The following is a 26,637-nucleotide window of genomic DNA, read 5'->3' as shown; positions in this document are numbered from 1 at the left end:
CAGCGACTAAAACGGGAGACGACAATGACGACCAGATCGGCGGAAGAATTGCTGATTGAACTCAATCGCATGAAGGAAGAGCAGGGATTTATCCGTGCGCGGGCAGCGGCCGAGGAACTCGGTGTTCCCGAGGCTGCCCTTCTGGAGGCGAGAGAGCGCGATGGCAGTGTCCGCCGATTGTCTGTCTCCGGCATGGACGTCGTCGGCCTGATCGAGCGCATGCCCGAGGTCGGCGACGTCATGGTCCTCACACGCAACGATCATTGCGTGCACGAGAAGACCGGAACCTTCGAGAACATGCGGTTCAACACCCATATGGGCTCGGCTTTCGGCAAGGAAATCGATCTCCGGATGTTCCTTGCGCAGTGGAAGACGGGTTTCTACGTCACCGACGAGTCTCCGAAACTCACACGCCACTCATTGCAATTCTTCGACAAGACAGGCGCCGCCGCCTTCAAGATCTATGCGGTTGGCGGGACCGATATGGACAGGTTCGTCGCACTGACGCGCGATTTCACCAACCTGACGCCGGAGCCGCTGCAGTTCGAGGCACCCGACGCGCCCAAGGCGGAACGTCCCGACGATCAGATCGATGCCGAGGATCTGCGGTCGCGCTGGAGCCGGCTCGGCAACGGGCACCAGTTTACCCGGATGCTGGCCGAGCTTGGCATAGGCCGCCAGCAGGCCTTGCGGCTGGCGGGGAGCGATTTTGCCAATCCGGTTCCGGTCAGCGCCGTCGAGAACATGCTGCACAGCGTCGCCGAGAGCGGGCTGCCGATCATGTGCTTCGTGCGCGGCCCGGGATGCATCCAGGTTCATTCCGGCCCGGTCCAGCGCATAAAGCGCGCCGCCGGCTGGCTCAACATTCTCGACCCGCGTTTCAATCTGCATCTGAAGGACGAGGCGATCGACGCCTGCTACGCGGTCTGCAAGACCTCGACCGAAAAGGGCCTGAACATCACCTCGCTCGACTGTTTCGCGGCCGACGGCACGGTGATCTGCCAGTTCTTCCCGGTCCGGGAGGAAGGTGCGGAGGAGCCGGAGGCCTGGCTGTCGCTGATCAACGGGTATGTCGAAGGAGAAGCGGTATGAGGTTTCTTACTGCATTCCTGCTCTCGGCCGTTCTGCTCGCATCCGGCGATGCCCGCGCGGCGGGGCCGCAGCGCATTGTCTCCGCAGGAGGGGACATCACCGAGATCATCTATCAGCTTGGCGCCGGCGACCGGGTGATCGCGGTGGACAGCACCTCGACCTTCCCGGCCGAGGCGGCGGGGAAGGAACAGATCGGCTATATTCGCCGGCTGGCGGCCGAAGGCATCCTGTCGTTGCAGCCCGATCTGCTGATTGCCGCGCATGACGCGGGACCGCCGCCCGCCGTGGAGCAGCTGAAAGCCGCCGGACTGCGGGTTGAGCTGGCCCCGAAAGGGGACTCGCTGGCCGGGGTTCAGCAAAAGATCCGGTTTGTCGGGGATGTGCTGGCCATGCCGGAAGCCGCCGGCACGCTTGCGGAGCAGCTCGAGACGGACATGCAGGGCGCGTCCGAAGTCGCCAGGGCCGTTCCGGAGAACACACGGGTCATCTTCGTGCTGAATACCCGGGACGGGGCGCCGCTGGTGGCCGGAGCCGGTACGGCGGCTGATGCGATCATCGGTCTGTCGGGCGGTGTGAACGCTGTCACGGGCTTCGAGGGCTACAAGCCGATGTCCCAGGAAGCGATTATCTCCGCCGCGCCCGATGTGCTGCTGATGATGTCCCAGACGCTGGACCGGATCGGCGGCATCGACGCCATGCTGGCGCGTCCCGAATTCTCTCTCACACCGGCGGGCAAGAACCGGCGCTTTGTCGCCATGGACGGTATCCTGATGCTCACCTTCGGCCCGCGTCTGCCGGAAGCCGTGCGGGAGCTGGCAACGGCCCTGACCAAGACAGAGCAGAGCGACTGATCCGGAGATGGCGGTCACAACGACTTTGCCGCGGCGGGTTGCCGGCGTTTTCGGACGCCGGCCGCTGTTCGGCGCTCTCGGAGCGCTGGTCGTTCTGGTGGCTTTCGCCGAAGTGGCTCTGGGGCCGGTCCGGCTCGGGCCTGTGGATCTGTTCTCCGTCCTGATCGGAAATGGCGAGCCGGGGCCGACGGCGATCCTGTTGCAGATCCGGCTGCCCCGCATGGTGCTCGGCCTTGCCGTTGGCATGGGGCTGGCGCTGTCCGGTTGCGCGCTGCAAGGCGTGCTGCGCAATCCGCTGGCCGATCCGGGGCTGATCGGCGTGACGGCGGGGGCGGCGGTCGGCGCCGTCACCGTCATCGTTCTCGGCAATTTCTTCATCGGCGAGCTGCCCGCCTTCGTGCGGCCCTATGCCCTGCCGCTCGGCGCCTTTGTCGGCAGTATTCTCGTCACAGGCTTTGTCTTCACCTTCGCCAGCCGGAGCGGCGGCACGAACGTCGCCATGCTGATCCTGGCCGGGGTGGCGGTGAACGCCATTGCGGGCGCCCTGATCGGCGCCATGGTCTATATCAGCGACGACCAGCAGCTCCGGGATCTGACCTTCTGGTCGATGGGCTCCATCGCGTCGGGCAACTGGATGTCGGTTGCTGTCACCTCGGTGGTGGCGGTTGCCTCCGGGCTGTTCCTGCTCCGTATGGGGCGGACCCTCGACCTGTTCCAGCTTGGTGAGCGGGCGGCCTTCCATGCCGGGGTCGATATCGAGCGGCAAAAGCGCCGCATCGCGCTGCTGACCGCGCTCTCCGTCGGCGCCGTGACGGCGGCGGCAGGGCCGATCGGCTTTATCGGGCTGGTGGCGCCGCACATGGCCCGGCTGATCGTCGGCCCGGCGCATCGGCATGTGCTTCCGGCGGCCGCGCTGATCGGCGGCGCCCTCATTCTCGGTGCCGATCTCGGTGTCCGGCTCGCGGTCCCGCCGAGCGAGCCGCCCATCGGGCTCGCCACCAGCATGATCGGCGGGCCGTTCTTCCTCTGGCTGCTGATGCGCCGGATGAACAGGGGAGGCGGCAATGCTTGAAGCCCAGGGAATTACCGTCAGCTTCGGCAAGACGACCGTGCTGCGGGACGTCAGCCTGCGGGTGCGGCCGGGCGAACTGGTCGCCCTGTGCGGCCCGAACGGGGCTGGCAAATCGACGCTGCTCGCCGCCATGGCAGGCGACTTTCAGCCCGAGCGGGGCCAGGTTTTCATCGAGGGCGCGATCATCACGGGCCTGCCGCCGGCGGAGCTGGCCCGCCGCCGCGCGGTACTGGAACAATCGCCGTCGCTCTCCGCCGGGTTCAGCGTGGGTGAGCTGCTGGCGCTTTCCATCCCGCGCGACGTGCCGCCGGAGCAGGCCGACGCGCTGATCGCCAGGAAACTGCATTCCGTCGGCCTGGCCGACCGGATCGGCGACAATTGCCAGATCCTCTCGGGCGGCCAGCGCCACCGGGCGCATCTGGCCCGGGTGCTCGTGCAGCTCGCCGCGTCCGACACTCCGGACACGGGCTATCTGATGCTGGACGAGCCGACATCGAGCCTCGATATCGCCCACCAGATCACCACCATGCGCATTGCCCGCAGGGCGGCCCGCGAGGGGGCGGGGGTGCTGGTGGTGCTGCACGACCTGAACCTCGCCGCGGCCTTCGCCGACCGGGTGGCGCTGATGCATGACGGACGCATGGTCGCGGACGGGCCGGGGGCGGAGATCTTCACAGCCGACCGTCTGAGTGCCATCTATGAGACGGAAATCGCCGTTGAACGGGAGGACGGCCAGGCGCCGCGCATCCTCCCCGTCTATGGCCCGGACGCGCATGCCGGGCCGGAAGCTTAGAAACCCGATACGTTTAAAAAAAACAAAGGAGAGACAGAATGTATATCGCCATGAACCGCTTCAAGGTCACCAAGGGCTCCGAAGAGGATTTCGAGACCGTCTGGAAGACCCGCGACTCTCAGCTCGACCAGGTGCCGGGCTTCGTCGAGTTCCGCCTGCTCAAGGGCCCCGAAGCCGAAGACCACACGCTGTACGCCTCGCACACGCTCTGGAAGGACTACGACGCCTTCGTCGCCTGGACCAAGTCCGAGCATTTCCGTAAAGCCCACGCCAACGCAGGCAACCCCGACCGGAAACCCCTCTATCAGGGCCACCCGCAGTTCGAGGGTTTTGAGACGGTGCAGAAGCTCTGATCAGCTCTGATCTGGATGTGAGATGCATGGAGCGCCGGTCCCGGATGGGGCCGGCGCTTTTATGTGGGGGGATTGAGTGTTGTGAAGTTGGGAATGTTGCTGGTGGTCGTCTAAGCGGCCTCCCATGCTTTGGGGAACAGCAAGCCGAACGAGCGCGAGTGAGACGCAGCATGCGCCCCAGCAGGGGTATCACTTCGCCGTCACAAGTCCCTTGATCACTTCGAGCTGACCGGCTGCATACTTTTCCACCACCGCGATAGTCTCAGCGCACGCGAGTTTTAAGTCTTCGGGCGAAGGAATTTCTTCATAATAGGTCCCGTGACAAAACGAATTAATGAGAACACTCTTCAGGACGATCCCATCTTCACTGGCCAAATACTGCACAAAGATCGTTAGACTGTCAGACTTGTCTGGCCTGCAAAACCGTCCAACTGCTTCCAACACCGAACGGATGGCATTTGCCGTTGAATGGTTAGGAGCTTGGCCATTGGCAATTTCGTAGATGTCTTTCAGCTGCTCCTGAAACGGAGCCACATATTTATTGAGTCGTGAGAACTTGTGCACTCCTTTATCAGAGTGAAGTTCAAACGCCGCATTGGCATCAACTACCTTGTTTGCCACCGCGACGTTGAAGAAATAGCTACTGTGCGTGAGGACCAGCAACTCAGGCCGTTTATACTTGTTCCCGTCAATAAGTCCCGGATTGTTCGACACTTCACCCCGATCAGAGATGTTAAGGTTCTTTAGTGTCTGAGCTATTGCAAACACGAAGTCATACGACATCGATGTCACGGGATCGTCAAAGACCAAGAACAAGCGGCGATAATCGCTGTTGGTCGCAACCTTCCGATGGACACAAGCCACAAAAAAGCAAAAGGCGATTGCCGTCTTTTCTCCGTCACTGAGGGTGCGATGCGGCCCGCGCGTCATTTCATTCGCGCCACGTCGCAGCACAAAGGTATCTTTATCAAAGACATACTTCTCACCGAAGAAATCTTTCAGCAGTAGCTCAAAGGTATCCGCCACTCGCACACGCGCATCCGTTGATGGGCTCAACTTCTCTAGCGCTGCGAGTGCTGAGGCCTTGTCATTCTCATCTTTCCGGAGAGCCATCAGGAATTGGATGTCCGACCATCGTGAGATGGCGAACTCTAGCTCAAATGCCGTGCAAGCTTCCCGGTTTAGCTTTTTACGCTCGTCATCCGACTTAGAAACAGCCCGATTTAATGCTTCAACGCCCGTATTATTGCCTCTTATGATCGAATTGATTGCATCGATCCGGGCTGAAAAATCATCATCTGGTAGTGATACTGGAAAGCTAAGGCTCTTCGCCTTGTCCTCAATAGTGTTCTTCAGTGAAGAGATTGCCGCGATTGCGGCCTTAATTTCTTCTTCAAAATCAGAAAGAAATGTCGCTTTCATAGAAGGGAGATGGGCTTTGAGCGCGTCATAGTGTGACTTCTGACGCAGCAGCGTTGTTTCGACATCTGTTAGCTGAGTCTTTTTGTTCGTCAGTGCTGTATAAAAGCGACGAAGCTCTGACTTCTGCTTTTCCTCTTCATCAGAGAAATATTCGACATACGCATCAATGACTGCTTTTGGATCCGTGCCTGTTACGCCCTGTTCACAGAACGGACATGATGGGTGGTGCTCATGTCTGATGATGTCGACGCCAGTCTTGTAGAAATCCCGATTGGCGTCGATCTTCTGCTTTATTTTCTCAGAAACACTCGAAGGAGATATGATTCTATTGAGAATCTCAGCGAGAGCATTCAAATCGATATCGTCGACCCCAATGATATCAATGGCCTCTGGGTAGGCTGGCTCTGCAGGTATTGCTTTAAGGTCGTCAAGTTCTGTTAGAATGTCAGCGAAACTCTTTTCCTGTGTTTCAGGCTTTTCTAAATATGTCGCAAGCAGGCTTTCAAAGTTCAGCGCAGCATACTCCTTCAGCTGTTTTCGGACGTTGGCCTTATCACTCAGCTCAGAGGACTTCGCTGCGTCGAAATCGTCATTCAAAGTATTGAAAGCAGTTTGTGCAGCGCCCTTGGCGCTCGCTAGTGCTTCTTGACTCTCATTAAGCTGAATGTTCGCACTATCAACGGCAATCTGATTTTCGATTTCACCGTTAAGGTTGTATTTTTGTTCCCGTAGCTCTTCCTGGATAAAATCCTCGGAAAAAACGTGAAATATGGCATCCGCTAGCTGGGCGGTGGTCTGATCTCTAGACTTTTCCAATTTCAGTGAGCCCATCGCATCGGTGCCACGACCGAAGGAAAACAAGCCTTTGCCGTCGGGTGACTCATCAGAAACGAGATTACGCGGCGCGTTGTCCAATGAGGCGCCTTGACCATGAAGGTCGAGGTAGCGAAAAGCCCGACTCAGAAAGGATTTGCCAGTGCCATTACGCGCAAAAACCAAGTTTTGCGCGTTCTTTGTTAGCTCGCCGTCCAGCGAGAAAACCGGTCCTAAATACTGCGCCGAGATCGAGAACCTTGCATTGGGAGCAGTGCTCATGAAGATACTCTCTGAAGGTCATTGGTTATGAATGCAAATAAGTTATCCACTCATGGCGGGTGTTTCACTAGAGCCTATTAAGCATAAATTGTCGGTCGGGTTGGCTGTAAGCGGGTGTCATATCCAATGAACCAAAAGCTTTCAGTATGTTGGAGAGAAGCAAAAATTCGCAAATTGGATACAGTGATCTTCTTGAAGTGAACCGTCAGGATCAGTGGAAACTGACCGAAGTGCGCATGGCCGCATGGCTCCTAAGTCTGACCTTTAGCGTCCTCTCCCCACCCGTCACCGCGCCGGTTCGGCCTCGATGATCCGAGAGACGGTCAGGCCGCGCGCGCCCCCGCTCATTTGTCCCTCCCACAAGGAACAGTCTGCGCTAGGGTGGCTCCCAATAATAAAACCGGGAGGAGGCCGCCACCATGAAGCTCTATTACACCCCCAATTCGCCCTATGCCCGGATCTGCCGGATTACCGCGATCGAGAGCGGGTTGGGCGATGCGCTGGAGCTCGATTGGGTGGGGCTGCGGACGCCGGACAGCCCGGTCATTCCGGTCTCGCCGCTGGGGCGCATCCCGCTGCTGGTGGACGGCGACCTCGTGCTCTCGGAGGCGCGGCATATCTGCGGCTATCTGGACGAGAAATCCGGCAAGCGGACCGTTGCGCCCTATGGCGACTGGCAGGCCGTGGCGGCAGAGGCGCAGTCGCTCGCCTTTCTCGATGTGGTCACGGTCTGGTCGCGCGAGATGAGGCGCGCCGAGGGGGAGCGGTCCCGGTCCCTGCTTGAGGTGGCCGATATCCAGGTCAGGCGCGGTCTGGACCATCTGAACGCGACACTGAAAGCCCCCGCAGGCGCGCCGCCGATCAGTTTCGACGCGCTCTGCGTCGTGGCGGCGCTCGGCATGATGCAGTTCTACGGGCTGGTGCCGGACTGGCGGGAGAGCTATCCGGCACTTGCCGCTTGGTCGGATGCCTACGACACCATCGCGTCCGTCGCCGAGAGTGCCCCAAGTCAGGATGCGCTCCGTCCCCTTACGCGCTGATCCGGCCCACTGACTTGGCCCGCTGACCTGGGGCTGGTCTCTGGCGGTCAGGCTCCGGCGGGGGCGCCGTCCTGCCAGTCGACCTTCAGTTCTTCCTTCCAGCCGAACCGGACGATGTGGTCTTCCAGCACATATTTCACCTTGCCGAGCCCATCTTCGTCGGGGGCGTTGCAGGCAAGCAGAAGCGCGCCGTCCCTTGCCGTCATGTCGCAGGTGCCGATGCCGAAATCGGCATGTCCCGTGGTGTCCTTGCCGTCCGTTTCCTCCCAGGTGGCCGGGATCTTGTGGGCGAAATGCTTGCAGAGCTGGACCAGGTAACGGCCGGCTTTTTCCGAGCGGACGGTGGCGTGGGCGGAAGGCATCATTCTCTCCAGATTATTGATTTTGTTCAGAATTGTTCTTCGTGTGCGGCGGGTGTCGATTGCATGTTTGGCTCTTGTCTTAACCGGCAGCGGGCGGCTCCCCCGATCAGGAGAGCCGTCCGCGATGGCCAGTATCCCTGATCGGGGCGGCAAGGAGTCAGGCATCCAGTGCCCTTAAAATTTGCCGGTAAGCCTGAGCGTCGCGGTCAGCGGATCGCCGTAAAAGACGCCGCGTGCCGTCGTATTCACACGTTCGACATATTCATGATCCAGCAGGTTTTTAACGAACAGACCGACTTCAAAGTTCTCGTTGATCGGGTACCCGGCCGACGCATTCACGACGGCATAGCCTGGGGCATCGATCTTGACGCCGCTGCTCACGGCTTCGAACTCACCGACCGCCTGAACGCCGGCGCCGATATAGAGATTCTCCAGCGCGCCGTCGAGGAAGGTATACCGGCCCCAGATCACGCCGCTATGCGCCGGTGTCGGGTCGGTTTCAAGATCCGTGTCGACATAGCTGTAACCGGCGCTGAGCTCGAGGCCCGGATAGGGGCTGCCGGTAACTGACAGCTCGAAGCCATGCGTGTCTTCTTCCTGGGAGGCGATGAAGGAGCCGGTATTGTTCGGATCGCTGATCGCCCGGTTCTCGTCCTGCAGCCAGTAGACAGAGGCCTGACCGTTCAGGAAGCCGTCGAACAGCGAGACCTTGGTGCCGATCTCGACCTGGCGCCCGCGGACCGGCTCGACCTGTGAGCCGTCGGCCTGCTGTTCGCTCTGGGGCTGGAAGATCTCGGAATAGCTCGTATAGACCGTCGCTTCCGGCACGATGTCGTAGCTCAGGCCGACCATCGGCACGAACTCGTTCTCGGTGATGCTGGTCTTGGTCGACCGGCCGGTATCCAGCGTATCGCTGTCATAGCTCGTATAGCGGCCGCCAAGTGTCAGGTTGAGGCCGTCATAGACTTGCAGGCGGGTATAGCCGTAGCCGCCATATTCGTTGTTCTCCGTCTCCGTGTTCAGACGAAAGCCGGGGCCGACGCCCGGATAGGTGATGTCGGGCTCGGTCAGGCTGTAGGGATCGAAGGTGTTGATGTTCTGTGTGCCCAGCGAGAAGTCGAAATTCTGCTTCATGTCCTGCTCGGAACGCCGGTAGTCTGTGCCAACCGAGAACTCGCTGCGCCGTCCGAAGAAGCTGAACGGTGCGGAATAGTTCGCGTCGACATAGGACGATACCTCGTCGAACCGGCGGGCGAACACAAACATGGTGAAATCGCCGGTGGCCGGGTCGACCGCGGTCGAGGCCAGGGCGTTCTTGATGTTGGTGTCCCGGTTGTAGACCCGGCTCGTCACCTTGAAGACGCCGCCGTTATCGAAGGCATATTCGCCTTCCGCGAAACCTTCGGCGGTGTTGACCTCGCGCTGCGCCCAGGGCGCGCCGAAGAAGGTTTCCACCGGAACGTTGAGGAAAGAGCCGTCCGAATAGGTCGGCTGGCCGCTCATCGAGACCGTGTCCTCGCTCTCGTGGATGCCGCCGAAGGAAACCGTCAGCTTGTCCGTCAGGTCGTATTCGAGGGTTCCGTAACCGCCGCCCTTTTCCTGCTCGGCAATGTCGAGATAGGAGCCTTTGGTATGGCCATAGCCGATGATCCGGCCGCGCAGCTGCTTGTCGTCCCCGGCGGCGGCCTGCAGATCTGTCTCGGCACGGAAATGCTCGTCGCTGCCAGCGATCCCCGTCACCCGGCCGGCGTTCTGACCGGTCGGCCGCTTGCGCACAAGGTTGACGGTGCCGACCGGCTCGCCCGATCCCTGGAACACGCCGGACGGCCCGGACAGCACTTCGACACGGTCGAAGAAGATAAGATCCGGGGCGGTGCCGTAAAGGCTGAGGAACGGCCGCGGGGCACCGTCGATATTGTAGGTGAAGACCTCGTGGCCACGGGAATAGAGCGAGCCATCGAAGCCATTGCCGGTTGCCGTAGTCACATTCGGCAGCAGATATCCGGCTTCTTCCAGCGTGGTGATGTTCTGGTCGTCCAGCCGTTGCCGGGTCAGGACGTTGACGGTCTGCGGGATTTCCCGGATGTCCGTCGGCTGCTTGTAACCGACCGTGGACCGGCTGGCCGCATAGGAGCCGGTATCCTCGGTGACCACGCCCGGATCGCCTTCGACCACGATGCTGTCGAGAACAACCGGCTTGCCGCCGGCTTGCTGGGCCTGGGCCACGCCTGAGAGCGTAATGACGCTCGCCATGGCAGAGCCGAGCAGGAGCGCCCGCATTATGCGCCGATTGCAGTCTTCGCTTTTCCGAGCGTAAACCATGGTTTGAACTATCCCCCAAAGGTCTTGTAAAGCATGATCTCTCGGTATCTGAAATTGACAATCATTCGCAATTGATCGATCATTTGCACGATCGTCAATCCCGTTTGTTCGCTGGTCAGAGCCTATTGTCTCGCCACCGGCAGGTTGTCCCGATGCTTGATGCAGACCTCAGTTTCGAAGACCTGTCCCGCCAGGTAAAAGCGGACGCGAGCTTCTACCGGATGCTCGGGAGCACCGGAGAAGAAGCGCCGGCTATGCTGCGGGGCGATTTCTTTGTCGAGAGCTTCCGGTCCGGTCTGCATATCCACGCGACAGACGCGGTCGAGCAGAGCGATACGGTGACGGAGCTCCGTCTTGAGCCGCAGGTTTCGGTTTCCATTGTTTTCGCGGGAGCGCCTGCGGCGGCGATCGACGGTGTCGAGCTCGATCTGTCCGTTCCTGACGGTGCGCAGGCGGGCGGGCTCATCTGGTCCGTCGCCAGACCCGCGCTTCTGCGGCGCACCATCCGGTCGGGCCAGAGCGTCAAGAAGGTCAACGTCTCGGTCAATAAAAGCTGGATCGAGGAATTTCTCGGCCGGGATACGGACCAGGATCATGCTGTCCGGCGATTTGCAGAATCCCATCTCGATGTCCATGCTTGGCATCCCTCGGCTGACACGGCGCGTGGCGCCCGCAAGTTACTGGAATGCCTCGGCAGCGACGGATTGCTGAACCGTCTTTCGCTTGAAATGCTCGCCCTCGGGGTTTTGCGTGATGCCTTTGCCTGCATCGATCAGCCGGCGGCGCTTTCGGATGACAGCGACCGCGCGGCGTTGCTGCATCGCTATATCGCGGACAATCTGGAGGCGGCACTGACCCTGAGCTCAATCGCGGCCGCCAATGGCATGAGCGTGAGTACAATGCAGCGGGTCTTCAAGGAGGCCCACGGGGTCACTGTGGTCGACCACCTCAGGCGGTCCCGCCTCGACCTTGCCCGGAGGGCCCTGATCGAAGAGCACCTGCCCATCCAGCAGGCGGCCCATATCGCCGGATACACATCAGCCGCGAATTTCGCCACCGCCTACCGCCGGATCTATGGCCATGCGCCGTCGGAAGCGAAACGGAACGACGAATAGCGAATTCACGCTTGGTTTTTCCGTTTTGGCCTGCTGTTCCTCTTGAATAATTAAATAAATTTTGAAACAAATTCAAAATCTTGTTTGCGATCGCGGCGATTTGGGGTGTTTTTTTCGAATTTAGTAGTTCTCGTGAAGGTGGTGGTTGAGGTTTTAGTTGAAATAATTTCAGAAAATCTTCTAGATCGAAAAAAATAAAGTCCTTGGGGTTGGAATACGTGAAAAATATCAATCTATCGGCAAAAATTCCGGCGCTTGTCGGAATTGCTACCGCGCTGTCCATCCTGATGGTGGCGTCCGTAAGCTATTTCCTGTCAGCGACTCAGTTGGAAAAACGGGCGGTCGATCAACTGGAGGCCCTGTCGGTGGCGCGGGTCGTTGCCCTCAGGACGCTGCTGGACACCATTCGTGACGACATGCAGATCGTTGCCGCGAACAGCGGGACGGAAAAGGCGTTGAACGGGTTCAAGTTCGGCTTCCGGCTGTTTGCCCGGAAAGGCGACCCGACGGAGACGCTGCAGAAGCTCTATATCGAGGACAACCCAAATCCGGAGGGCAGCAAGCAGCTCCTGGATCTTGCCGAAGACGGCTCTGGCTACTCCAAGTATCACGGCGAAAACCACCCCTGGTTCCGCAAGCTGCAGGAAAGCCGCGGCTATGCCGATGTGATGCTGATCGATTCCGACGGCAATATTGTCTACAGCGTTCTCAAAGCAGCGGATTACGCGACCAGCCTGGCGGAAGGCCCGGCGAAAGACACGGAACTGGCGACGGTCTTTGCCAAGCTGTCGGAAAACCCCGAGCCGGGTCAGGTCGTGATGACTGACTTCCACGGCTATGCGCCGCGTGCCGACGGGCCGACGGCTTTCATCGCAACGCCGCTATTTGTCCGCGGGGAGTTCGCCGGCGGTCTGGTGATCCATATTCCAGCCGAAATGATCGACCGGCTGATGCGGGATACCTCCGGCATGGGGGAAACCGGCGAGACCATCCTGGTCGGAGCCGACATGCTGTTGCGCAGCAGCTCCCGTGTTTCGGGTGCCGATGCCATTCTGACGGCGGAAGCAAACACCGATGCTGCCGGAAAGGCGCTGGCAGGAGAGGAAGGTACGGTTCAGGAAAGCAACTATCTCGGAGAGCCGGTCTATTCGGTCTTCAAGCCGCTGGAATTCGAGGGCGTGCGCTGGGCTGTGCTCGGAGAGATGAGCGAGGCCGAAATTCTCGGGCCGGTGCAGGACATGCGGAACATCCTTGCCGCGGTCGGTGTGGTGATGTTTCTGCTGCTGGCCGGGATCGGCTACACGACGGCGCGCACGGCTTTGCGGCCGGTGGTACAGATGACCGGGGTGATGCGGTCTCTCTCCGAAGGCGATCTCAGTGTCGAGATTCCCGGTACCGGACGCGGCGACGAGATCGGGCAGATGGCAGAATCCGTGGAAGTGTTCCGAGCGAACATGATCAAGAACGAGGAAATGCAGGCCGAGCAGGAGAAGGCCCGCGAGCAGCGCGAAGCCCGGTCCCGGCGGATCGAGGAGATTACCGAGATCTTCGACAACGCGGTCAGCGAAGCCCTTCGCAGTGTCGCCAGTGCGACTACCGAGCTTGATGCCACCGCGCAATCCATGACCAAAATCGCCGGCAATACCGAGACTCAGGCGGAATCAGTCGCGGCGGCGTCCGGTGAGGCCTCCTCCAACGTGGACATGGTCGCAGCGGCGGCGGAACAACTTGCTTCCTCGATCCGGGAAATCGGCCAGCAGGTCAGCGAATCCACCCGGATCAGCGCGGAAGCATCCCAGCAGGCGGAGCATACCCGCGAGTCTGTCGTCGGCCTCGATCAGGCGGCCCAGAAGGTCGGCGAGATCGTCGGGTTGATCAACGATATTGCCGAGCAGACCAATCTGCTGGCCCTGAATGCCACCATCGAGGCCGCCCGTGCCGGTGAGGCCGGCAAAGGCTTTGCGGTGGTGGCCTCCGAGGTGAAAAACCTGGCGACCCAGACGGCCAAGGCAACCGAGGAGATCACTACGCAGATTTCGGCAATGCAGTCAGAGACGACCAGCGCGGTCAGTGCCATCCGGACGATTTCCGAGACGGTGGCCCGGGTCAGCGAGATCGCAACCGGGATTGCCTCGGCGGTCGAGGAGCAGAACTCGGCGACCAATGAAATCAGCCGCAACGTTCAGGAAGCGGCGCAGGGCACCCAGATGGTCTCGGCCAATATCTCTTCCATGACCGAAGGGGCGCAGGATACCGGCGCCGCGGCCAGCCAGGTGCTGGAGACAGCACGCGAGGTCGCCCAGCAGTCGAACACGCTGAACGACACTGTACGCCGGTTCCTGGACGAGGTTCGTAACGCCTAGCGGGCCTTGGCACCTGCCACCGGAACCGGTTTTGGCTCCAGCCGGTCCCGGAACCATGACAGTACCCGGCGCCATAGCTCGTCGCCAAGGAAGGCGCCTTCGATGCCGGTATCCAGGTTCGGGTTATCGTTGACCTCGATGACGAACACGCCGTTCGCGTTCTGCTTCAGATCGACTCCGTAGAGCCCGTCGCCCATCAGGGCGGCGGCCTTCACCGCGATATCGATGACCTCCGACGGGGCCTTTTCGATAGCCATGGTCTCGAACCCGCCCTCGCGAACCTGACCGTCCGGGCGGTGATGCACGATCTGCCAGTGTTTGCGGGCCATCAGGTATTTGCTGACGAAGAGCGGCTCACCGGCGAGCACACCGACGCGCCAGTCGAAGTCCGTCGGCATGAATTCCTGTGCCAGCAACAGGTCAGTTTTGCGGAACAGCTCTGTCGTCAACGCCTTCAGTTGTGCCGCATCGGTAACCTTGTGCACCCCCCGGCTGAATGAGCCGTCCGGAATTTTCACCACCATGGGGAAATCGATGGCGTCGGTCGCCTTCGAGAGAGCGCTGGACGGAGACAGCACGACAGTCTTCGGGATAGGCAGTCTGGCGGCTTCCAGCTTTTCCTTCAGGAACACCTTGTTGGTGCAGCGGATCATCGACATCGTGTCGTCGATCACCGGCATGCCTTCCTGCTCCGCCCGGCGGGCGAAGCGGAAGGTATGGTCGTTGACCGAGGTGGTTTCCCGAATGAACAGGGCGTCGAACTCGGCAAGACGCGGCAGGTCCTTCTTCTGGATAGGCTCTACCTCGATGCCCATTTTCTCCCCGACCGCCGCCATGCGTTTCAAGGATTTGAGCTGCGAGGGGGGCAGAGCTTCCTTGGGGTTATGTAGAACGGCGAGGCTCCAGCGCAGCGGGGTCTTGGATTTCGGACCGGACCAGGAGCGCCGGCAATGAATATCCATTGCCTCGATCAGGAAGGTCTTGTTGTCCGCACTGATCCGTTTCAGGGAGAGGGGCTTCAGATGCCGGATACGGGCCCACTCTCCGGCATCCACTTTCACGGTGATGCCCGGGCAGCGGTACCAGTCGAATAGAAGACGGGCGAATTTCTCGTAACCCTGCCGGGACGGGCGGCCGAAGGCGACGATGAACTCGAACCCTTCATCGCCGGTGTCTCCGGCGCGGGCACGGTCCTTGTTCAGCGCTTCCTCAAGTTCCGGCATTGAGGCCGCATAGAGGCTCTTGCGTGACAGCTCCAGCATGGTCTGCACGCTCGGCATAACCCGATGGCCTCGCGCTTCGGCCAGCAGTGAGGCGTAATAGCCGGCGCTCTGGTAGGCGTAGCTGCGGGCCACGTTGATGACGACCGGGCGCGAGCGTTCAAACAGGGCGGGTGCGGCGAGATAGTCGCGCACGGACATCACCTTGTGTTGCGTATCGGCTTGGTCGATATCCTTCCGACCTTCGGTAAGAACCAGCCAATCCGTCATTCCGTCTGTTCCTTTCGAACAATAATCGCGGCCCGCAGCCTTCCGCGGCCCCAGCGGGCCATCCGTTCGAAAGCCTCCTTGGGGATGGGCAGGGCTGCTGCCGCGCTTTCGGTTTCCAGCGCGTCTGTCTCGATCCACGGATCGTGGATCAGATAACGGCCGTTCTCTTCGCCATAAACTAGCACCCAGTGCGGTGTCTTGCTGCCCAGCATCTGATAGAGGCTGACCAGGACGATTGCATAGGCTCCCTCACCGAGGGCCGCGCTCAGGGCAACATTGTCCAGTGGTTTGATATGAACCGGGATGCGCAGTTCTTCAGCCTCGCGCCGGTAGTCTTCCTGGATCAGGGTAAGAGCCTCGCGCTGGGCCTTGAGGCGCACGCTGTCGATGAAGAGTGGCGGTTCCTGGCTGAGGAAGACCTCGACCGAAAGTCCCTTGCGGGCCAGCGCCACTGCCATGCCGACCGGCTCGCAGCCACCGTGACCCGTTTGCATGAAGACCGTCGTCGACTCTCGCCAGAGCCGGAATTCCTCGACCCGGCTGAAGCTGACGGAAGGATCGAACGCCTTCAGTGCCATCATCATGCAGGCGGGGCCGCAGGTGAATTCGGAGGTCTGGGAATAATAGGAGGGGGCATTTGCCGTGAGGGTCGAGCGGACGAGCCGCTTCTCGAACCGCAGGGCGTCCGCATGATCCTCGTAATAGTCGAGATATTTTCCGAACTGTTTGTAGCCGAGACGGGTGTAGAGGGTGATGGCGGACTTGTTGTCCGGCCGGACTTCCAGTCGGAGCGAGAGGCAGCCATGCTCGTCGCGGGCGATATCCTCGCTGGCGCTCATCAGCCCCGCTGCGAGGCCGGTGCCGCGCGTGGATGGGGTGAGGGCAATGGAATAAAGCCGGGCCAGCGCCGTGCCCCGGCGATAGAGGATCAGGATGTAGCCGGCAATGCCGCAGTCGCCTTCGGAGACCAGCAGCGTGCAATGGCCGTGGTGGATAAAGTCGCGGAAGCTACGGCGGCTGAGCCGGTCACTATCGAAACAAGCCTCTTCAATACGGACAAGGGCGTCCAGATCCGCCGGCGTCGCGGCTCGAATGCGGATCTCCGTCATATCCATGGACGGATCGGGCCGGCGCTGTTTCTCACCTTTTGACGAGGCCACCCCGCCATACTCCTGAATTGTCGTTGATCAAGGGAGCAGGCTTTGACCGGCATCCCGCCGTCTCCCGTTTCCCATGCGGGAGATTAGCGAGTGTCGCGGTTTCTGTCTCGCGGATATGCGTGCAAGAACCTGCGAAAAACAGGGCCCAGCATTGCAAGAAAGGTATCGGCTTGCAGCGGTCGGCTCAGCCCGCCAAACTGGTGCTTCAGTCAATCAAGGAATCGGATCATGGATATTTCGTCGCTACTGGTTTTCGCCGTGGCTCTCGCGCTTGCCGCTGGGTCGCCCGGACCGAGTCTGGCTGCGCTGGTGGCGCAGGTGCTGGCCCGGGGCTGGCGTGCGGTGATGCCGTTCCTGGTGGCGATGTGGCTGGGCGAGCTTGTCTGGCTGACCATGGCGATTGTCGGTCTGGCCGCAGTCGCAGAGGCCTTTCATACGGCCTTCCTTGTCATCAAGTGGCTCGGGGTCGGGTATCTCGCCTTTCTGGCCTGGAAAATGTGGACGGCGCCGGTGGATACGGGCGGCGAGCGTATGCCGGAGCCGCGCAGCGGCATGAAGATGTTCTTCTCCGGCATGTCGGTCACCCTCGGCAATCCGAAGATCATGCTGTTCTATCTCGCCCTGCTGCCGACCCTGATCGATCTCGGCTCTGTTTCCTTTGTCGACTGGACCTCGATTGCGCTCACGCTGGTCTTCGTGCTGGCCGCGATCGACCTCAGCTACGTGGTCATGGCGGCGGGTGCGCGGACCCTTATGCGCAGCCCGCGTGCAGTGCGGATCGCGAACCGGACCAGCGCAACGGTTATGGGCGGGGCTGCGGTCGCCATTGCGGTCCGGCAATAACGCCGAAAGGGTCGGGAATTAGCTGACGGGTTTGTCGTTCCCGCCGTCTGCAGTTTCCGCGTCTTCGTCGGCGGGTGGTAACGGGTCCACGGTGGAGAGCGTCTGCGAAAGCACCACGGCATCGCTGAAGGGAATATGTTCTTCCGTGGGGGCCGGGTTCCGAACGCTTATGCGGTAGGCGCAAAAACCGGCGGCAAGGATGTGGATGGCTGCCGTGTAGGCGAACAGGTATTTGATGCCGACCAGATCGATCAGTGCCGATGCGGTCAGCGGCCCGGCAATGGCTCCGACGGCGAACACCAGCAACAGTCCACTGGCAGCCTCGACATAGTCGGACGGCTCGGTGATGAAGTCGTTCAGGTGAGCGACGCTGAGCGAATAAATGGGGAAAGCGAAGACCCCGAAAGCGAAGCCAAAGATATAGAGGCCATACGGCACCACATTTGCGAACAAGACCATGCAGAGGCCGGATGCCGCCGCACCGAGACAAGCGCCAATGATCACCAGGCGCCGGTCCATCCGGTCGGACAGGCGACCGATCGGCCATTGGCCCACGGCTCCCGCGATGACCACGATGCTCATGAAAACCGCAACATTGGATACCGATGCCTCACCAAGTGAGGTGAGGGCGTAAACCGGGGCGAGAGACCAGAAGGAGCCGTTGGCGAGGCCGACCGCGACACATCCGACAACGCCGACCGGAGAAATCTTGAACAGCCGTTTCAGCCGCAACTGGACGATATCGAGGGGTGCCGGCTGTTCTATCCGGGTCAGCGCGATCGGAACGGCGGCGATGGACACCAGGATCGAGGCGAAGGCGAAAAGCGGGAAACTCGCGGGATCTGCCGTTATCAGCAACATCTGACCAGCGGTGATCACGGTCAGGTTGATGATCGTGTAGACGGAAAAGACGAGTCCCCGTGTCTCGTTCGTCGATTTCTCGTTCAGCCAGCTTTCAATCACCATGTAGAGCGCGGCGAAACAGAAGCCGGTCGTTGCCCGCAGCAGCCACCAGACGACAGGTTCAAGCACCAGCGCGTGGATCAGCACGACGGAAGAGGCGACGGCGACCATGCCTGCAAAGGTGCGGATATGGCCGACGATGCGGATCACCCGTGGGCCGTAAATGCACCCGGCCATGAAGCCGCAGAAATAGGCTGAGCCCAGTATACCGATCTCGAACGAGCCGAACGCCTCCATACCGGCGCGCACAGGCAGCAGGGTGCCCTGCAGGCCGTTGCCCATAAGGAGTATCGCGACGCTGAGAAGCAGCGGAAAGAAAGGGGATATGGATGCCATCGGGGCGGGACTATAAGCGGGAGGCGAGGGCAACTCAAGGTACGGCGTATTGCCTTTCGGGGGTGCCACGAAGATCAACTCCGGAGCCCTGCGGGCAGAGGCTCCGGAGATCGTTGTTCAATGTCGGCTCAGACCGCTATCACGTTATGTGCCGGGCCGTAGGGGAAACCGGTGATGTTTTCCGCACCGTCCGCTCCGATCACCAGGATGTCGTGCTCGCGGTATCCGCCGGCACCCGGTGTACCTTCCGGCACCCAGAGCATCGGCTCCATGGAGACCACCATGCCCGGCTCCAGCACCGTTTCGATGTCCTCGCGCAATTCCAGTCCGGCCTCGCGCCCGTAGTAGTGCGAGAGCACGCCGAAGGAGTGGCCGTAGCCGAAGGAGCGGTAATCGAGCAGGCCTTCCTGATGGAAGAACCTGTTGATCTCGGCGCAGATCTCGTCGCAGCGGGCACCGGGCTTGATCAGTGAGATACCGAGCTCATGCGCGGCTACGTTGGCCTCCCAGAGACGGAGCGTTTCCGTGTCCGGCTCCCCCAACGTCAGGGTCCGTTCGAGGGCAGTGTAATAGCCGGAGATCATCGGGAAAGTGTTGAGGCTCAGCAGATCACCCGCTTCGAGTTTACGCATGGTGACCGGATTGTGCGCGCCGTCGGTGTTGAGCCCGGCCTGAAACCAGACCCATGTGTCGCGCATCTCGCTGTCGGGAAAAGCCTCGGCGATGGCCAGCTCCATCGCGTCCCGTCCAGCCATGGCGACGTCGATTTCCCGTGTGCCGGCACGGATCGCGTCCCTGATCGCGGCCCCGCCGATATCGGCGATGCGGGCACCCTCCCGGATCAGGGAGATTTCCTCCGCCGACTTTACCATCCGCTTGCGCATGGCAGCGGGTGCAATATCGACGATCTGCCTGATGCCGGTGACGTCTTCCAGAGCGCTGCGTGCCTGCAGGGTCAGGTGATCGCCCTCGATGCCGACCCGGTCCGATGTGCCGATCAACTCGCGGACCGCACGCCAGAAATTATCCCGCTGCCAGTCCGTATAGATGACGTTGTCGGCTACGCTGCGACGCCAAGGCTGCCCGCCGTCGATATTCGCCGAGACGGTGGTGCAGGCATCCTTGGTGACGACACAGCCGAACGGCCGTCCGAAGCTGCAATAAAGGAAGCCTGAATAATAGGCGATGTTGTGCATCGAGGTGAACAGCACGGCAGGCAGGTCAAGCTCGGCCATGACCGCGCGTAATTCACTGAGCCGGCGCTCATACTCCGCTGTCGAGAAGGGTAGCGGCGCCTTGTTCCCGTTATGCCGGGTGAAATGCGTGGGCCGTTGTTGTGGGGTCAGCATCCTGATCTCCTGTCCGAAGGACGCGGGGCGCGCCCGGTAATCCATCCGGGCGTGCAGGATGCTGGATCACCCCCGATGTCTCCCGGAGGCCGCATGCGTGAACCACGTTCGCGGCGACGCCATCGCCGCACATGCTGGGCGGAGATTAGAGGCGGAGATCAGTATGCGTCAATAGGCTGCACATGGCCCGTTCCGGGCCGCTGGGTACCGATGTTGATACCGAAAAGTCTGGCTGGAGTGCGATCGAAAGACAGCGTGGATTTCCGGGGAAAACTCTTTTTTCTTAAGCGAAAAATGTTAGGGTTAATCAACTTACCGTAAAGGGGCGGCGGAAAGAAAAACCGTTGGGGCAACCGGATGCTTGCTTTTCTCGACCGCAGTCTGGGGAAGAGTTGGGCCCGGCACCTGTACCGTATTTCAGCGGTGCTCGGATTCAGCCTGCTCTTCAGCCTCACAAACCTGTTCGGCGCACAAGATGCGATGAACGATGCGGTCCACGATTTCGCGATGTGGGGCCGGTTCGGGCGAACCGGTTTTCTCGATCCGGGACGCGAGCCGGACGCAACGAAACAGGCGGTCGTCGAGTATCTGCGGGGTAACAAGGCGGAGCGTCCTTACGACAGGCCGCAGGGGGCAACTGTTGTCCTCTGGACCGATAAATCGATGAATTACGCCACGGAACAGGGATATTCAGACTCTGCTTGGCCCATTTCCTACGAAGCGCATGCCGAACTGCTTTATGAGGTCGCTTCACTTGGCGCAAAGGCCATTTTCGTCGACTTCGTTTTTCTGACTAAGCGCAAGAACGATCCGTCATTTCCGTTACTTATCGATGCGATTCAGTTTGTGCATGATGAAGGAATTCCTTTGTTCTTTGCATCTGATCCTTCCACGGCCGATGAACCGGCCTTTCTCGATTTCCGGGACAAGATCAAGTCCATTCGCGAGAAAGACCCGTCAGGAATACTTGGTTTCGCGCCTGCATCCGTCATGAGCGATCCGGTCGTGCGTGCCTATTGTCTTGCGGTTGAATATGGAAACGAGGCTCAAACGCCTGATCACAGACGCATATTATACAGTCAGAGTTCCGGTTGTGCGGAGCCGCCTGCGGATTTCTCGATCACCAGACGCGAGGGGGCCGGCTATACGATCGCGCCGCTGCTGTACGATGCCTCGGGATATCGAGGTGAGGCAGATTTCTCCGGACGACCGGAACCAATGTTTCTTTACTGGGATCGTGGCGAGCATCTGGTCACGCGTCAGGAATTCGGCATTTGCCGCAATGGATCTGCGAACTGCGACCCCTGTTTGGGCGAAGCTGATAACTCAACCGGTTTTTTTACCTGGATCCCAGCGATCTTGTTTGACCCGTCTATCCTGCAACGGCGGGCCGCCGGACCGCCACTGGTGCCAGCTCATTATCTCCTTGAGGGTGAAAGGGTATGCGGCGGTGATGCGATTGAGCCGCTCGACCTGATCGAAGGGCGCATCGTTCTGATCGGATCCGGACAGTCTGCTTCTGGAGACGCGCGCAATACGCCAAATTCAACCGAAGTTCCCGGCATAATGATACATGCTTCGGCGGTTGAAAATTTAATCAGGTTCAAAGACCATTACGTTTATGACAAACTGATCTTTGAACGGATCACTTTGTCGCAACTGGTCCAGTATTCAGTCCTTTTTGTAATGGCGGCTCTCTACTCGCTTGCAATTGAATATGTCATCCGAGAGCAGGGGGGGAGAGGCAATTCAGATGGCGACAGGGGAAAGGTATCGGGCCTCGAAATACTGAGAAGAGAAAATGACCTGACCTACATCCGAAAGGTGGCGATCGCTTTCTTGGTTTCGTTTGTTCCGGTTGTTTTTGCCTTGGGAATTCTTTTGGGGTTTCGCGCCCCGCCTGGCGCTTGGGCCTACAGTGTTGTCGGCATGATTGCCCTGAGCCCGCCATGGGTGTTGCTGACCACCCGACTGACTTTGTGTGTGGCGGGTGTTTGGGAGTGGATGCGGAGGTAGTTGGGTAAGGATATTTCACGCTTCATGGGGGAGTGAGAGGCTATGGCAAAAACTTTTTTTACAGAGCGCAGACTGTTCGGGCAGATCGGTCCGGTTTTAAGTGCCGTAATTCTCGGGGCGGGAGTGTTTGTTCCGGAAGTCGTGACGGCCGGTGGCTGTTCCGGTGAGGTAAATGGCATTAGAGGCGCCGAAATCAATTTGTACGCGGACGAGGGGCTGACCCAGAAAGCCGCGGCAGTTACCCGGTCCGATGCCCGTGGCTGGCGCAAAGCCCCCCTTTGTCTTCATCAGGTGAAGTCAGGTGTTCTTCAGGTCAGCTACGATGGTGATGTGAGTAAGGCGCTCTGGGGGCGAAAAGACGAGCTCAAGGTTAAGCTCAGTTTGGTCGCAGGGCCAGATAGTCTTGGCTCGCAAGGCGTTGGAGCCAATCGTGGCCTGGGAGCGAAAAAGTGATGGGGGCGCGCAGGAATGACGGCCGTCGCCCGGAAATGTTCCGGCGTGGTGCCGCCATCCTGGTTTCCGGTTTGGTCACTTGTTTGCTTTCGGTTTCCGCGACGCAGTTTGTCTTTGCCGGTGAGCTTGACAACGATCCCTCGGAAGTCGGCTCGCCGGCGCTGGACGGAGAGACATCCTCCTCTTCCTCGGGAGGCAACTCGTCCAGTTTTTTCTCCACGATCTTTTCTTCGAACGAGACTGAACTCGAGAGTTTCAAACCGCCCGTGAACGGCTACGCGGAACTGGTCGACAAGAGGGCGGTCTCTGTTCGTTTGCAGATGGCGCGCGGTGTTGGCCTGATTTCGGAGCCTTATACAGAGGAATATCTCAACCGGCTCTTGCGTGAGATCCTGAAGGCGAACGATATTCCCGATTTTGGGACGCAGGTCTATCTGCACGGGGATCTGACGCCGTCCGCGAATGCGACACCCGACGGCGGCATCTTCGTTAATCTGAATTTGATTGGCACCCTCAAGACGGAAGCCAGTGTCGCTTTTGTTCTGGCGCATGAGGTGTCCCATTTTCTGCTCAAGCACCACAGTAGCGACTGGTTTGTAGACTCTCAGCACAAGGCGCTGACCGGGGTCCAGACTTTGCGAAACCTTTCCCAGATGAAAGGGACCCCGCTTGAAGGCAAGGCGAACCTCGGTCAGGCGTCCGAAAAATTACGGAAGGCCGAGCTCATCGGGTCGATTGCCTTCGACGTTTCGGACAAACTTTTCTTTTCCGCGTGGGGCCGGGAGCAGGAGGACGAAGCGGATAAACTTGGTTTCGATCTAGCCGTCGGTGCTGGATACGACCCTTACGACTCTGACGATGTCTTTACAATTCTTGAAGAACATGAAGCCGAGTTACAGCTGTCGCGCGATGAGGCCTCTTCGGCGCTCGGTCTGAAGAGTGTGTCCTTGATTGGACTGAGCGAGCAGCAGGTCGAATCCAACCCGTTTTTTGCCGGTATCGCAGAAGGATTCGGCAAGATGATCTCGGAGATATCGAACGACCATTACAGCGTTAGCGAACGTCTCGATGCGCGGGATGAATATCTGAACAAGTTCTACCCGAATTTCGATACGAGCAACGTGATTTCGACACCGTGGGAAAGGGATTCCGCCCATCCGCTCAACGATCTTCTGAAGCGGTATGACGCGGCTTCGGAGTCACGCAAGGCATTGCGTGAAGGGCGAGTGGCTGCGGCCATTAAGCTTGCCTCAGCCTCGATTGGCGAGAGGACCAAGTATCACGCCTATCCCCGGATAGCGTTCTTCCAGGCGAGAATGGCGCAGAACAACGCCAGCCGGGCGCAGAAGAACCTGGAGTTGGCCATGAAGGCGGAGTATGTCGCCCCCGTGGTTTATGAGGAGTTGATTAATCTGCATCAGGATCAGGGGCGGAATGGCAAGGCGATCGCTGTCATAGAGCTGGCAGAGGAAAAATCCGGTGGTGAACTGCCGTTGTTTCTGCCTCACAAAATATACTCGCTCGTCAAACTCAAGCGTCGGGCAGATGCTGTTGCGCTGGAGAGAACCTGCGCTTTCGAGTACCGGATCATGGAGCAGAGCTGCAAGGAAGCCTTGCGGGGAACAAAGCCAGGAAAAACAGAGATAGGCTTGGCGAACTGACCGGATCCGGTTCTCCCGGCATGCAGTCGCGTCCGATTGCCTTTGTTCCGGGTTGCATGGCCATATCATTTTTACTTTGGACGCGTAATGCGGGGCTTTTCAGGCGGGAGGTCCGTTCCGATCTGCCCGCATCGGATGAGCCCGTTTGGGATCTGGGTACTTTCCTGATGTCTGTTTGATGGGGGCTGAGCCCTGAAGCTCTCAAAACCAATTCACGCACGGCATCTGATGGGCTGACTGAACTCTCAGCTAATCTGCATATCCCTTTGCATGGCCGCCGGAGATTTTCTGCTTGCACGGTTTCTTAAACACATATCAATATATCATTTAGCGTTTAGGAGAGTTCATGACGGATCGGCCGATCAGAATCGGAGTGCAGGGGGCGAGCGGGGCGTTGCGGATGCCGCTCTACCACCAGATCTTCCTGATCTTGCGGCAGCAGATCATGGACGGGCTGCACGAATATGACGCGCTGATCCAGGGCGAGCAGGAGCTTGCCGAGACCTATGATGTCTCCCGTATCACCGCGAAGCGGGCGCTGGACGAGCTGGCTGCCGAAGGTCTGGTTGTCCGGGAGCGCGGGCGAGGGACACGGGTGCGGTATCGGCCGAAGGCGCGGGCTTACAAGGCCTCGATGGACGGGCTGCTGGAAAACCTCATCGCCATGGGGCTGGAGACGGAAGTGAACCTTCTGTCCTTCGGCTATGTCCCGGCCGCCGAGGAAGTCGCGGCGGCGCTGTCCTGTCCGATCGGACAGGAAGTGCAGCGCTCGGTCCGGGTGCGCAGTGTCGAGGGCCAGCCCTTTTCCTTTCTCACCACTTTCGTTCCCGCCGAAATCGGCCGCCGGTATGGCGCCGAGGATCTGGCGAACAAGCCGTTGCTGTCGCTGCTCGAGCGCGGCGGCATTCAGGTGGACGCCGCCAGCCAGATGATCTCCGCCACACTCGCTGATGCCGAGGTTGCCGGGTATCTCGGGATAGAGGCCGGGTCGGCCCTGCTGAAGATCAATCGCATCGTGCGCGACCGGGACGGGCGTCCGGTCGAGTACATCACCGCTCTCTATCGCCCGGATCAATACCAGTACCGGATGGTGCTCTCGCGGGTTCAGGGCGAGACGCACAATACCTGGACGCCAAGCCAGGATGCGGCAACGACCGCAGCTGAATGAACCGATAAACCAGACGAGCTGTCAAACAGGGGAATGGCTATGAAAAAGTCTTATACGTTTAATCATCTCTCGCGCCGCCAGGTGCTGGCCGGTGTTGCCGCGGGCGGCGCCGTTGCAGCTGCCGGAACGCTCGGCATGCCGCATGTCGCCCGGGCCGCAGACGCGGTGAAGGTCGGTGTCGTGCATCCGGTGACCGGCTTCCTGCAATTCTCCGGCACCCAGTGCCGTTTCGGTGCGCTGGCCGCGATCGAGGAAATCAACGCGTCGGGCGGTATCAAGGCGCTCGGCGGTGCGAAGCTTGAAGCTGTTCTGGGCGATGCCCAGTCGAAAGCCGAAATCGGTGCGGCCGAGGTCGAGAAATTCAACGAGGCCGGCGTTTCCGCAATCGTCGGTGCTTATGCTTCGGGGATCTGCCTGGCCACCACACAGGCTGCTGCGAAATACGGCATCCCGCATGTCGTCGATGTCGGGGTGAACGACAAGATCGTCGGCCGCGGTCTCGAGAATACGTTCCGTTTCGGCCCGGGTTTCGGCAGCATCACCAAGTCTGGTGTCGATCATCTGATCGCCATTAACGAGGCTGCCGGCAAGCCGACCAAATCGGTTGTCATCGTGCATGAAAACACCACGCCGTTCGGTAGCTTCATGGCCGGCCTCTTGGAAAAGAACCTGACCCCGGCCGGGTTCGAGGTGAAGGAAGTTCTGCCGCACCCGACCGGCAACAAGGACTTCAACAATATCGCGCTGAAGATCAAGGAAGCGAACCCGGACCTGGTCATCCCGTCGCACTATTATGGCGATGGTGTGCTGTTCCTGCGCACCCTGCAGCGTCAGCGGGTGCAGCCGAAGGCGATCTATTCCGTGCTCGGTGGCGCCTCTTCCCAGTACCGCTTCGTGAACGAGTTCCCGGATGCGGCCGATTACGTGATGGACTGCAATCACTGGTTCGATCCGCGGAAAGCAGCGGCTCAGGCCCTGCGCAAGAAGACCGAAGATGCGGGCAAGTCCTTCTCCTACGAAGTCTTCCTGGCTTACGAAGCGATGATGTTCGCGGCCGACGCCATGGAGCGTGCCGGCTCCTCCGATCGCGCCAAGATCATCGAGGCGATGGCTTCCAGCACCTGGTCCGATCACTTCATGCCGTATGGTGCGACCAAGATGGTCAACGGCCAGAACGAAGGCGCTCAGGCCATGGTCATGCAGGTCCTGAACAAGGATATCGAAGTCGTCGCACCGAAAGAATTCGCGACCAAGGCCGCGGTGTTCCCGCGCCCGGCCTAACTACCGGCTCTGACAAACTGCAATGGGGGCGGGTGCT

21 protein-coding genes are annotated in these 26,637 nt (G+C 59.9%); 14 read left to right on the top strand and 7 right to left on the bottom strand.

The window, feature by feature from the left end; genetic code table 11:
* The first annotated feature begins 24 nt into the window (after positions 1–24).
* The 5 genes from K328_RS23380 to hmuQ are packed head-to-tail and all read left to right on the top strand — an operon-like array spanning position 25 to position 4,161.
* Positions 25–1,092 carry a hemin-degrading factor gene (locus K328_RS23380; RefSeq protein WP_051284713.1) on the top strand — a complete coding sequence of 356 codons (1,068 nt, stop codon included), beginning with the start codon at positions 25–27 and terminating at the stop codon, positions 1,090–1,092.
* Positions 1,089–1,943: a heme/hemin ABC transporter substrate-binding protein gene (locus tag K328_RS0110190; RefSeq protein ID WP_036553310.1), complete on the top strand. Its 855-nt coding sequence runs from the start codon at positions 1,089–1,091 to the stop codon at positions 1,941–1,943. The genes K328_RS23380 and K328_RS0110190 overlap by 4 nt, the downstream gene beginning before the upstream one ends.
* A 7-nt stretch (positions 1,944–1,950) precedes the next feature.
* On the top strand, positions 1,951–3,015 hold the full coding sequence (locus K328_RS0110185; RefSeq protein ID WP_051284712.1) for a FecCD family ABC transporter permease: 1,065 nt from the start codon (positions 1,951–1,953) through the stop codon (positions 3,013–3,015).
* Positions 3,008–3,808 carry a heme ABC transporter ATP-binding protein gene (locus K328_RS23375; RefSeq protein ID WP_051284711.1) on the top strand — a complete coding sequence of 267 codons (801 nt, stop codon included), beginning with the start codon at positions 3,008–3,010 and terminating at the stop codon, positions 3,806–3,808. The genes K328_RS0110185 and K328_RS23375 overlap by 8 nt, the downstream gene beginning before the upstream one ends.
* A gap of 38 nt (positions 3,809–3,846) precedes the next feature.
* Entirely contained in the window at positions 3,847–4,161 is a 315-nt protein-coding gene (gene hmuQ / locus K328_RS0110175; RefSeq protein ID WP_028465898.1) for a heme-degrading protein HmuQ, read from the top strand.
* A 189-nt stretch (positions 4,162–4,350) separates the two neighbouring features.
* Here the strand turns inward: hmuQ and K328_RS0110170 are convergent, their stop codons facing one another.
* Entirely contained in the window at positions 4,351–6,678 is a 2,328-nt protein-coding gene (locus K328_RS0110170; RefSeq protein ID WP_028465897.1) for an AAA family ATPase, read from the bottom strand.
* A 419-nt stretch (positions 6,679–7,097) separates the two neighbouring features.
* Here K328_RS0110170 and K328_RS25770 point away from each other — a divergent pair, with 419 nt between their 5' ends.
* On the top strand, positions 7,098–7,718 hold the full coding sequence (locus K328_RS25770) for a glutathione S-transferase family protein (RefSeq protein ID WP_051284710.1): 621 nt from the start codon (positions 7,098–7,100) through the stop codon (positions 7,716–7,718).
* A gap of 47 nt (positions 7,719–7,765) precedes the next feature.
* Here the strand turns inward: K328_RS25770 and K328_RS0110160 are convergent, their stop codons facing one another.
* Positions 7,766–8,080 (bottom strand): DUF2218 domain-containing protein, encoded by a 315-nt coding sequence (locus K328_RS0110160; RefSeq protein WP_028465896.1) that lies wholly within the window; start codon positions 8,078–8,080, stop codon positions 7,766–7,768.
* Positions 8,081–8,254: 174 nt separating this feature from the next.
* The gene (locus K328_RS0110155; protein ID WP_084608196.1) at positions 8,255–10,402 is read right to left on the bottom strand and encodes a TonB-dependent siderophore receptor; all 2,148 of its coding nucleotides are present in this window, start codon (positions 10,400–10,402) and stop codon (positions 8,255–8,257) included.
* Between the two features lie 152 nt (positions 10,403–10,554).
* Here K328_RS0110155 and K328_RS0110150 point away from each other — a divergent pair, with 152 nt between their 5' ends.
* The gene (locus K328_RS0110150) at positions 10,555–11,517 is read left to right on the top strand and encodes a helix-turn-helix domain-containing protein (RefSeq protein WP_028465894.1); all 963 of its coding nucleotides are present in this window, start codon (positions 10,555–10,557) and stop codon (positions 11,515–11,517) included.
* Positions 11,518–11,735: 218 nt separating this feature from the next.
* Complete coding sequence (locus tag K328_RS25765) at positions 11,736–13,880, top strand: methyl-accepting chemotaxis protein (RefSeq protein ID WP_156901220.1); 2,145 nt, start codon at positions 11,736–11,738, stop codon at positions 13,878–13,880.
* Here the strand turns inward: K328_RS25765 and K328_RS0110140 are convergent.
* Together K328_RS0110140 and K328_RS0110135 are read right to left on the bottom strand one after the other, a co-directional pair.
* Entirely contained in the window at positions 13,877–15,370 is a 1,494-nt protein-coding gene (locus K328_RS0110140; protein WP_028465893.1) for a RimK family protein, read from the bottom strand. The genes K328_RS25765 and K328_RS0110140 overlap by 4 nt on opposite strands.
* Positions 15,367–16,530 (bottom strand): GNAT family N-acetyltransferase/peptidase C39 family protein, encoded by a 1,164-nt coding sequence (locus K328_RS0110135; RefSeq protein ID WP_205620609.1) that lies wholly within the window; start codon positions 16,528–16,530, stop codon positions 15,367–15,369. The genes K328_RS0110140 and K328_RS0110135 overlap by 4 nt, the downstream gene beginning before the upstream one ends.
* Before the next feature lie 228 nt (positions 16,531–16,758).
* Between K328_RS0110135 and K328_RS0110130 the strand changes: the two genes are divergently transcribed.
* The gene (locus K328_RS0110130) at positions 16,759–17,373 is read left to right on the top strand and encodes a LysE family translocator (RefSeq protein ID WP_028465891.1); all 615 of its coding nucleotides are present in this window, start codon (positions 16,759–16,761) and stop codon (positions 17,371–17,373) included.
* Between the two features lie 18 nt (positions 17,374–17,391).
* On the opposite strand, the gene K328_RS23360 is transcribed toward K328_RS0110130, so the two are convergent.
* Both K328_RS23360 and K328_RS0110120 read right to left on the bottom strand, forming a co-directional pair.
* The gene (locus K328_RS23360) at positions 17,392–18,672 is read right to left on the bottom strand and encodes an MFS transporter (protein WP_084608195.1); all 1,281 of its coding nucleotides are present in this window, start codon (positions 18,670–18,672) and stop codon (positions 17,392–17,394) included.
* A gap of 128 nt (positions 18,673–18,800) precedes the next feature.
* Complete coding sequence (locus K328_RS0110120) at positions 18,801–20,021, bottom strand: aminopeptidase P family protein (protein ID WP_028465890.1); 1,221 nt, start codon at positions 20,019–20,021, stop codon at positions 18,801–18,803.
* A 357-nt stretch (positions 20,022–20,378) separates the two neighbouring features.
* On the opposite strand from K328_RS0110120, the gene K328_RS0110115 reads away from it, so the two are divergent.
* The 5 genes from K328_RS0110115 (at position 20,379) to K328_RS0110095 (ending at position 26,600) form a co-directional block, all read left to right on the top strand.
* Complete coding sequence (locus K328_RS0110115) at positions 20,379–22,037, top strand: CHASE2 domain-containing protein (protein ID WP_028465889.1); 1,659 nt, start codon at positions 20,379–20,381, stop codon at positions 22,035–22,037.
* 42 nt (positions 22,038–22,079) lie between these two features.
* The gene (locus K328_RS0110110; protein WP_028465888.1) at positions 22,080–22,490 is read left to right on the top strand and encodes a hypothetical protein; all 411 of its coding nucleotides are present in this window, start codon (positions 22,080–22,082) and stop codon (positions 22,488–22,490) included.
* The gene (locus K328_RS0110105; RefSeq protein ID WP_028465887.1) at positions 22,490–24,151 is read left to right on the top strand and encodes a M48 family metallopeptidase; all 1,662 of its coding nucleotides are present in this window, start codon (positions 22,490–22,492) and stop codon (positions 24,149–24,151) included. The genes K328_RS0110110 and K328_RS0110105 overlap by 1 nt, the downstream gene beginning before the upstream one ends.
* Before the next feature lie 346 nt (positions 24,152–24,497).
* Positions 24,498–25,319, top strand: a complete 822-nt coding sequence (locus tag K328_RS0110100) for a GntR family transcriptional regulator (protein WP_051284707.1) — start codon at positions 24,498–24,500, stop codon at positions 25,317–25,319.
* A gap of 39 nt (positions 25,320–25,358) precedes the next feature.
* Entirely contained in the window at positions 25,359–26,600 is a 1,242-nt protein-coding gene (locus K328_RS0110095; RefSeq protein ID WP_036553309.1) for an ABC transporter substrate-binding protein, read from the top strand.
* The last annotated feature ends 37 nt before the right edge of the window (positions 26,601–26,637 follow it).

This window comes from Nisaea denitrificans DSM 18348, from assembly GCF_000426505.1.
GTDB lineage: Bacteria > Pseudomonadota > Alphaproteobacteria > Thalassobaculales > Thalassobaculaceae > Nisaea > Nisaea denitrificans.
The sequence above is the reverse complement of the archived record's forward strand: the minus strand, read 5'-3'. Positions and strand labels throughout refer to the sequence as shown.

Excerpts from the sequence above, each read along its gene's own strand:
- K328_RS23380 (WP_051284713.1), top strand. The coding sequence starts at position 25 with ATGACGACCAGATCGGCGGAAGAATTGCTGATTGAACTCAATCGCATG.
- K328_RS0110190 (WP_036553310.1), top strand. The coding sequence starts at position 1,089 with ATGAGGTTTCTTACTGCATTCCTGCTCTCGGCCGTTCTGCTCGCATCC.
- K328_RS0110185 (WP_051284712.1), top strand. The coding sequence starts at position 1,951 with ATGGCGGTCACAACGACTTTGCCGCGGCGGGTTGCCGGCGTTTTCGGA.
- K328_RS23375 (WP_051284711.1), top strand. The coding sequence starts at position 3,008 with ATGCTTGAAGCCCAGGGAATTACCGTCAGCTTCGGCAAGACGACCGTG.
- hmuQ (WP_028465898.1), top strand. The coding sequence starts at position 3,847 with ATGTATATCGCCATGAACCGCTTCAAGGTCACCAAGGGCTCCGAAGAG.
- K328_RS0110170 (WP_028465897.1), bottom strand. The coding sequence starts at position 6,678 with ATGAGCACTGCTCCCAATGCAAGGTTCTCGATCTCGGCGCAGTATTTA.
- K328_RS25770 (WP_051284710.1), top strand. The coding sequence starts at position 7,098 with ATGAAGCTCTATTACACCCCCAATTCGCCCTATGCCCGGATCTGCCGG.
- K328_RS0110160 (WP_028465896.1), bottom strand. The coding sequence starts at position 8,080 with ATGCCTTCCGCCCACGCCACCGTCCGCTCGGAAAAAGCCGGCCGTTAC.
- K328_RS0110155 (WP_084608196.1), bottom strand. The coding sequence starts at position 10,402 with ATGGTTTACGCTCGGAAAAGCGAAGACTGCAATCGGCGCATAATGCGG.
- K328_RS0110150 (WP_028465894.1), top strand. The coding sequence starts at position 10,555 with ATGCTTGATGCAGACCTCAGTTTCGAAGACCTGTCCCGCCAGGTAAAA.
- K328_RS0110140 (WP_028465893.1), bottom strand. The coding sequence starts at position 15,370 with ATGACGGATTGGCTGGTTCTTACCGAAGGTCGGAAGGATATCGACCAA.
- K328_RS0110130 (WP_028465891.1), top strand. The coding sequence starts at position 16,759 with ATGGATATTTCGTCGCTACTGGTTTTCGCCGTGGCTCTCGCGCTTGCC.
- K328_RS23360 (WP_084608195.1), bottom strand. The coding sequence starts at position 18,672 with ATGGCATCCATATCCCCTTTCTTTCCGCTGCTTCTCAGCGTCGCGATA.
- K328_RS0110120 (WP_028465890.1), bottom strand. The coding sequence starts at position 20,021 with ATGCTGACCCCACAACAACGGCCCACGCATTTCACCCGGCATAACGGG.
- K328_RS0110115 (WP_028465889.1), top strand. The coding sequence starts at position 20,379 with ATGCTTGCTTTTCTCGACCGCAGTCTGGGGAAGAGTTGGGCCCGGCAC.
- K328_RS0110110 (WP_028465888.1), top strand. The coding sequence starts at position 22,080 with ATGGCAAAAACTTTTTTTACAGAGCGCAGACTGTTCGGGCAGATCGGT.
- K328_RS0110105 (WP_028465887.1), top strand. The coding sequence starts at position 22,490 with ATGGGGGCGCGCAGGAATGACGGCCGTCGCCCGGAAATGTTCCGGCGT.
- K328_RS0110100 (WP_051284707.1), top strand. The coding sequence starts at position 24,498 with ATGACGGATCGGCCGATCAGAATCGGAGTGCAGGGGGCGAGCGGGGCG.
- K328_RS0110095 (WP_036553309.1), top strand. The coding sequence starts at position 25,359 with ATGAAAAAGTCTTATACGTTTAATCATCTCTCGCGCCGCCAGGTGCTG.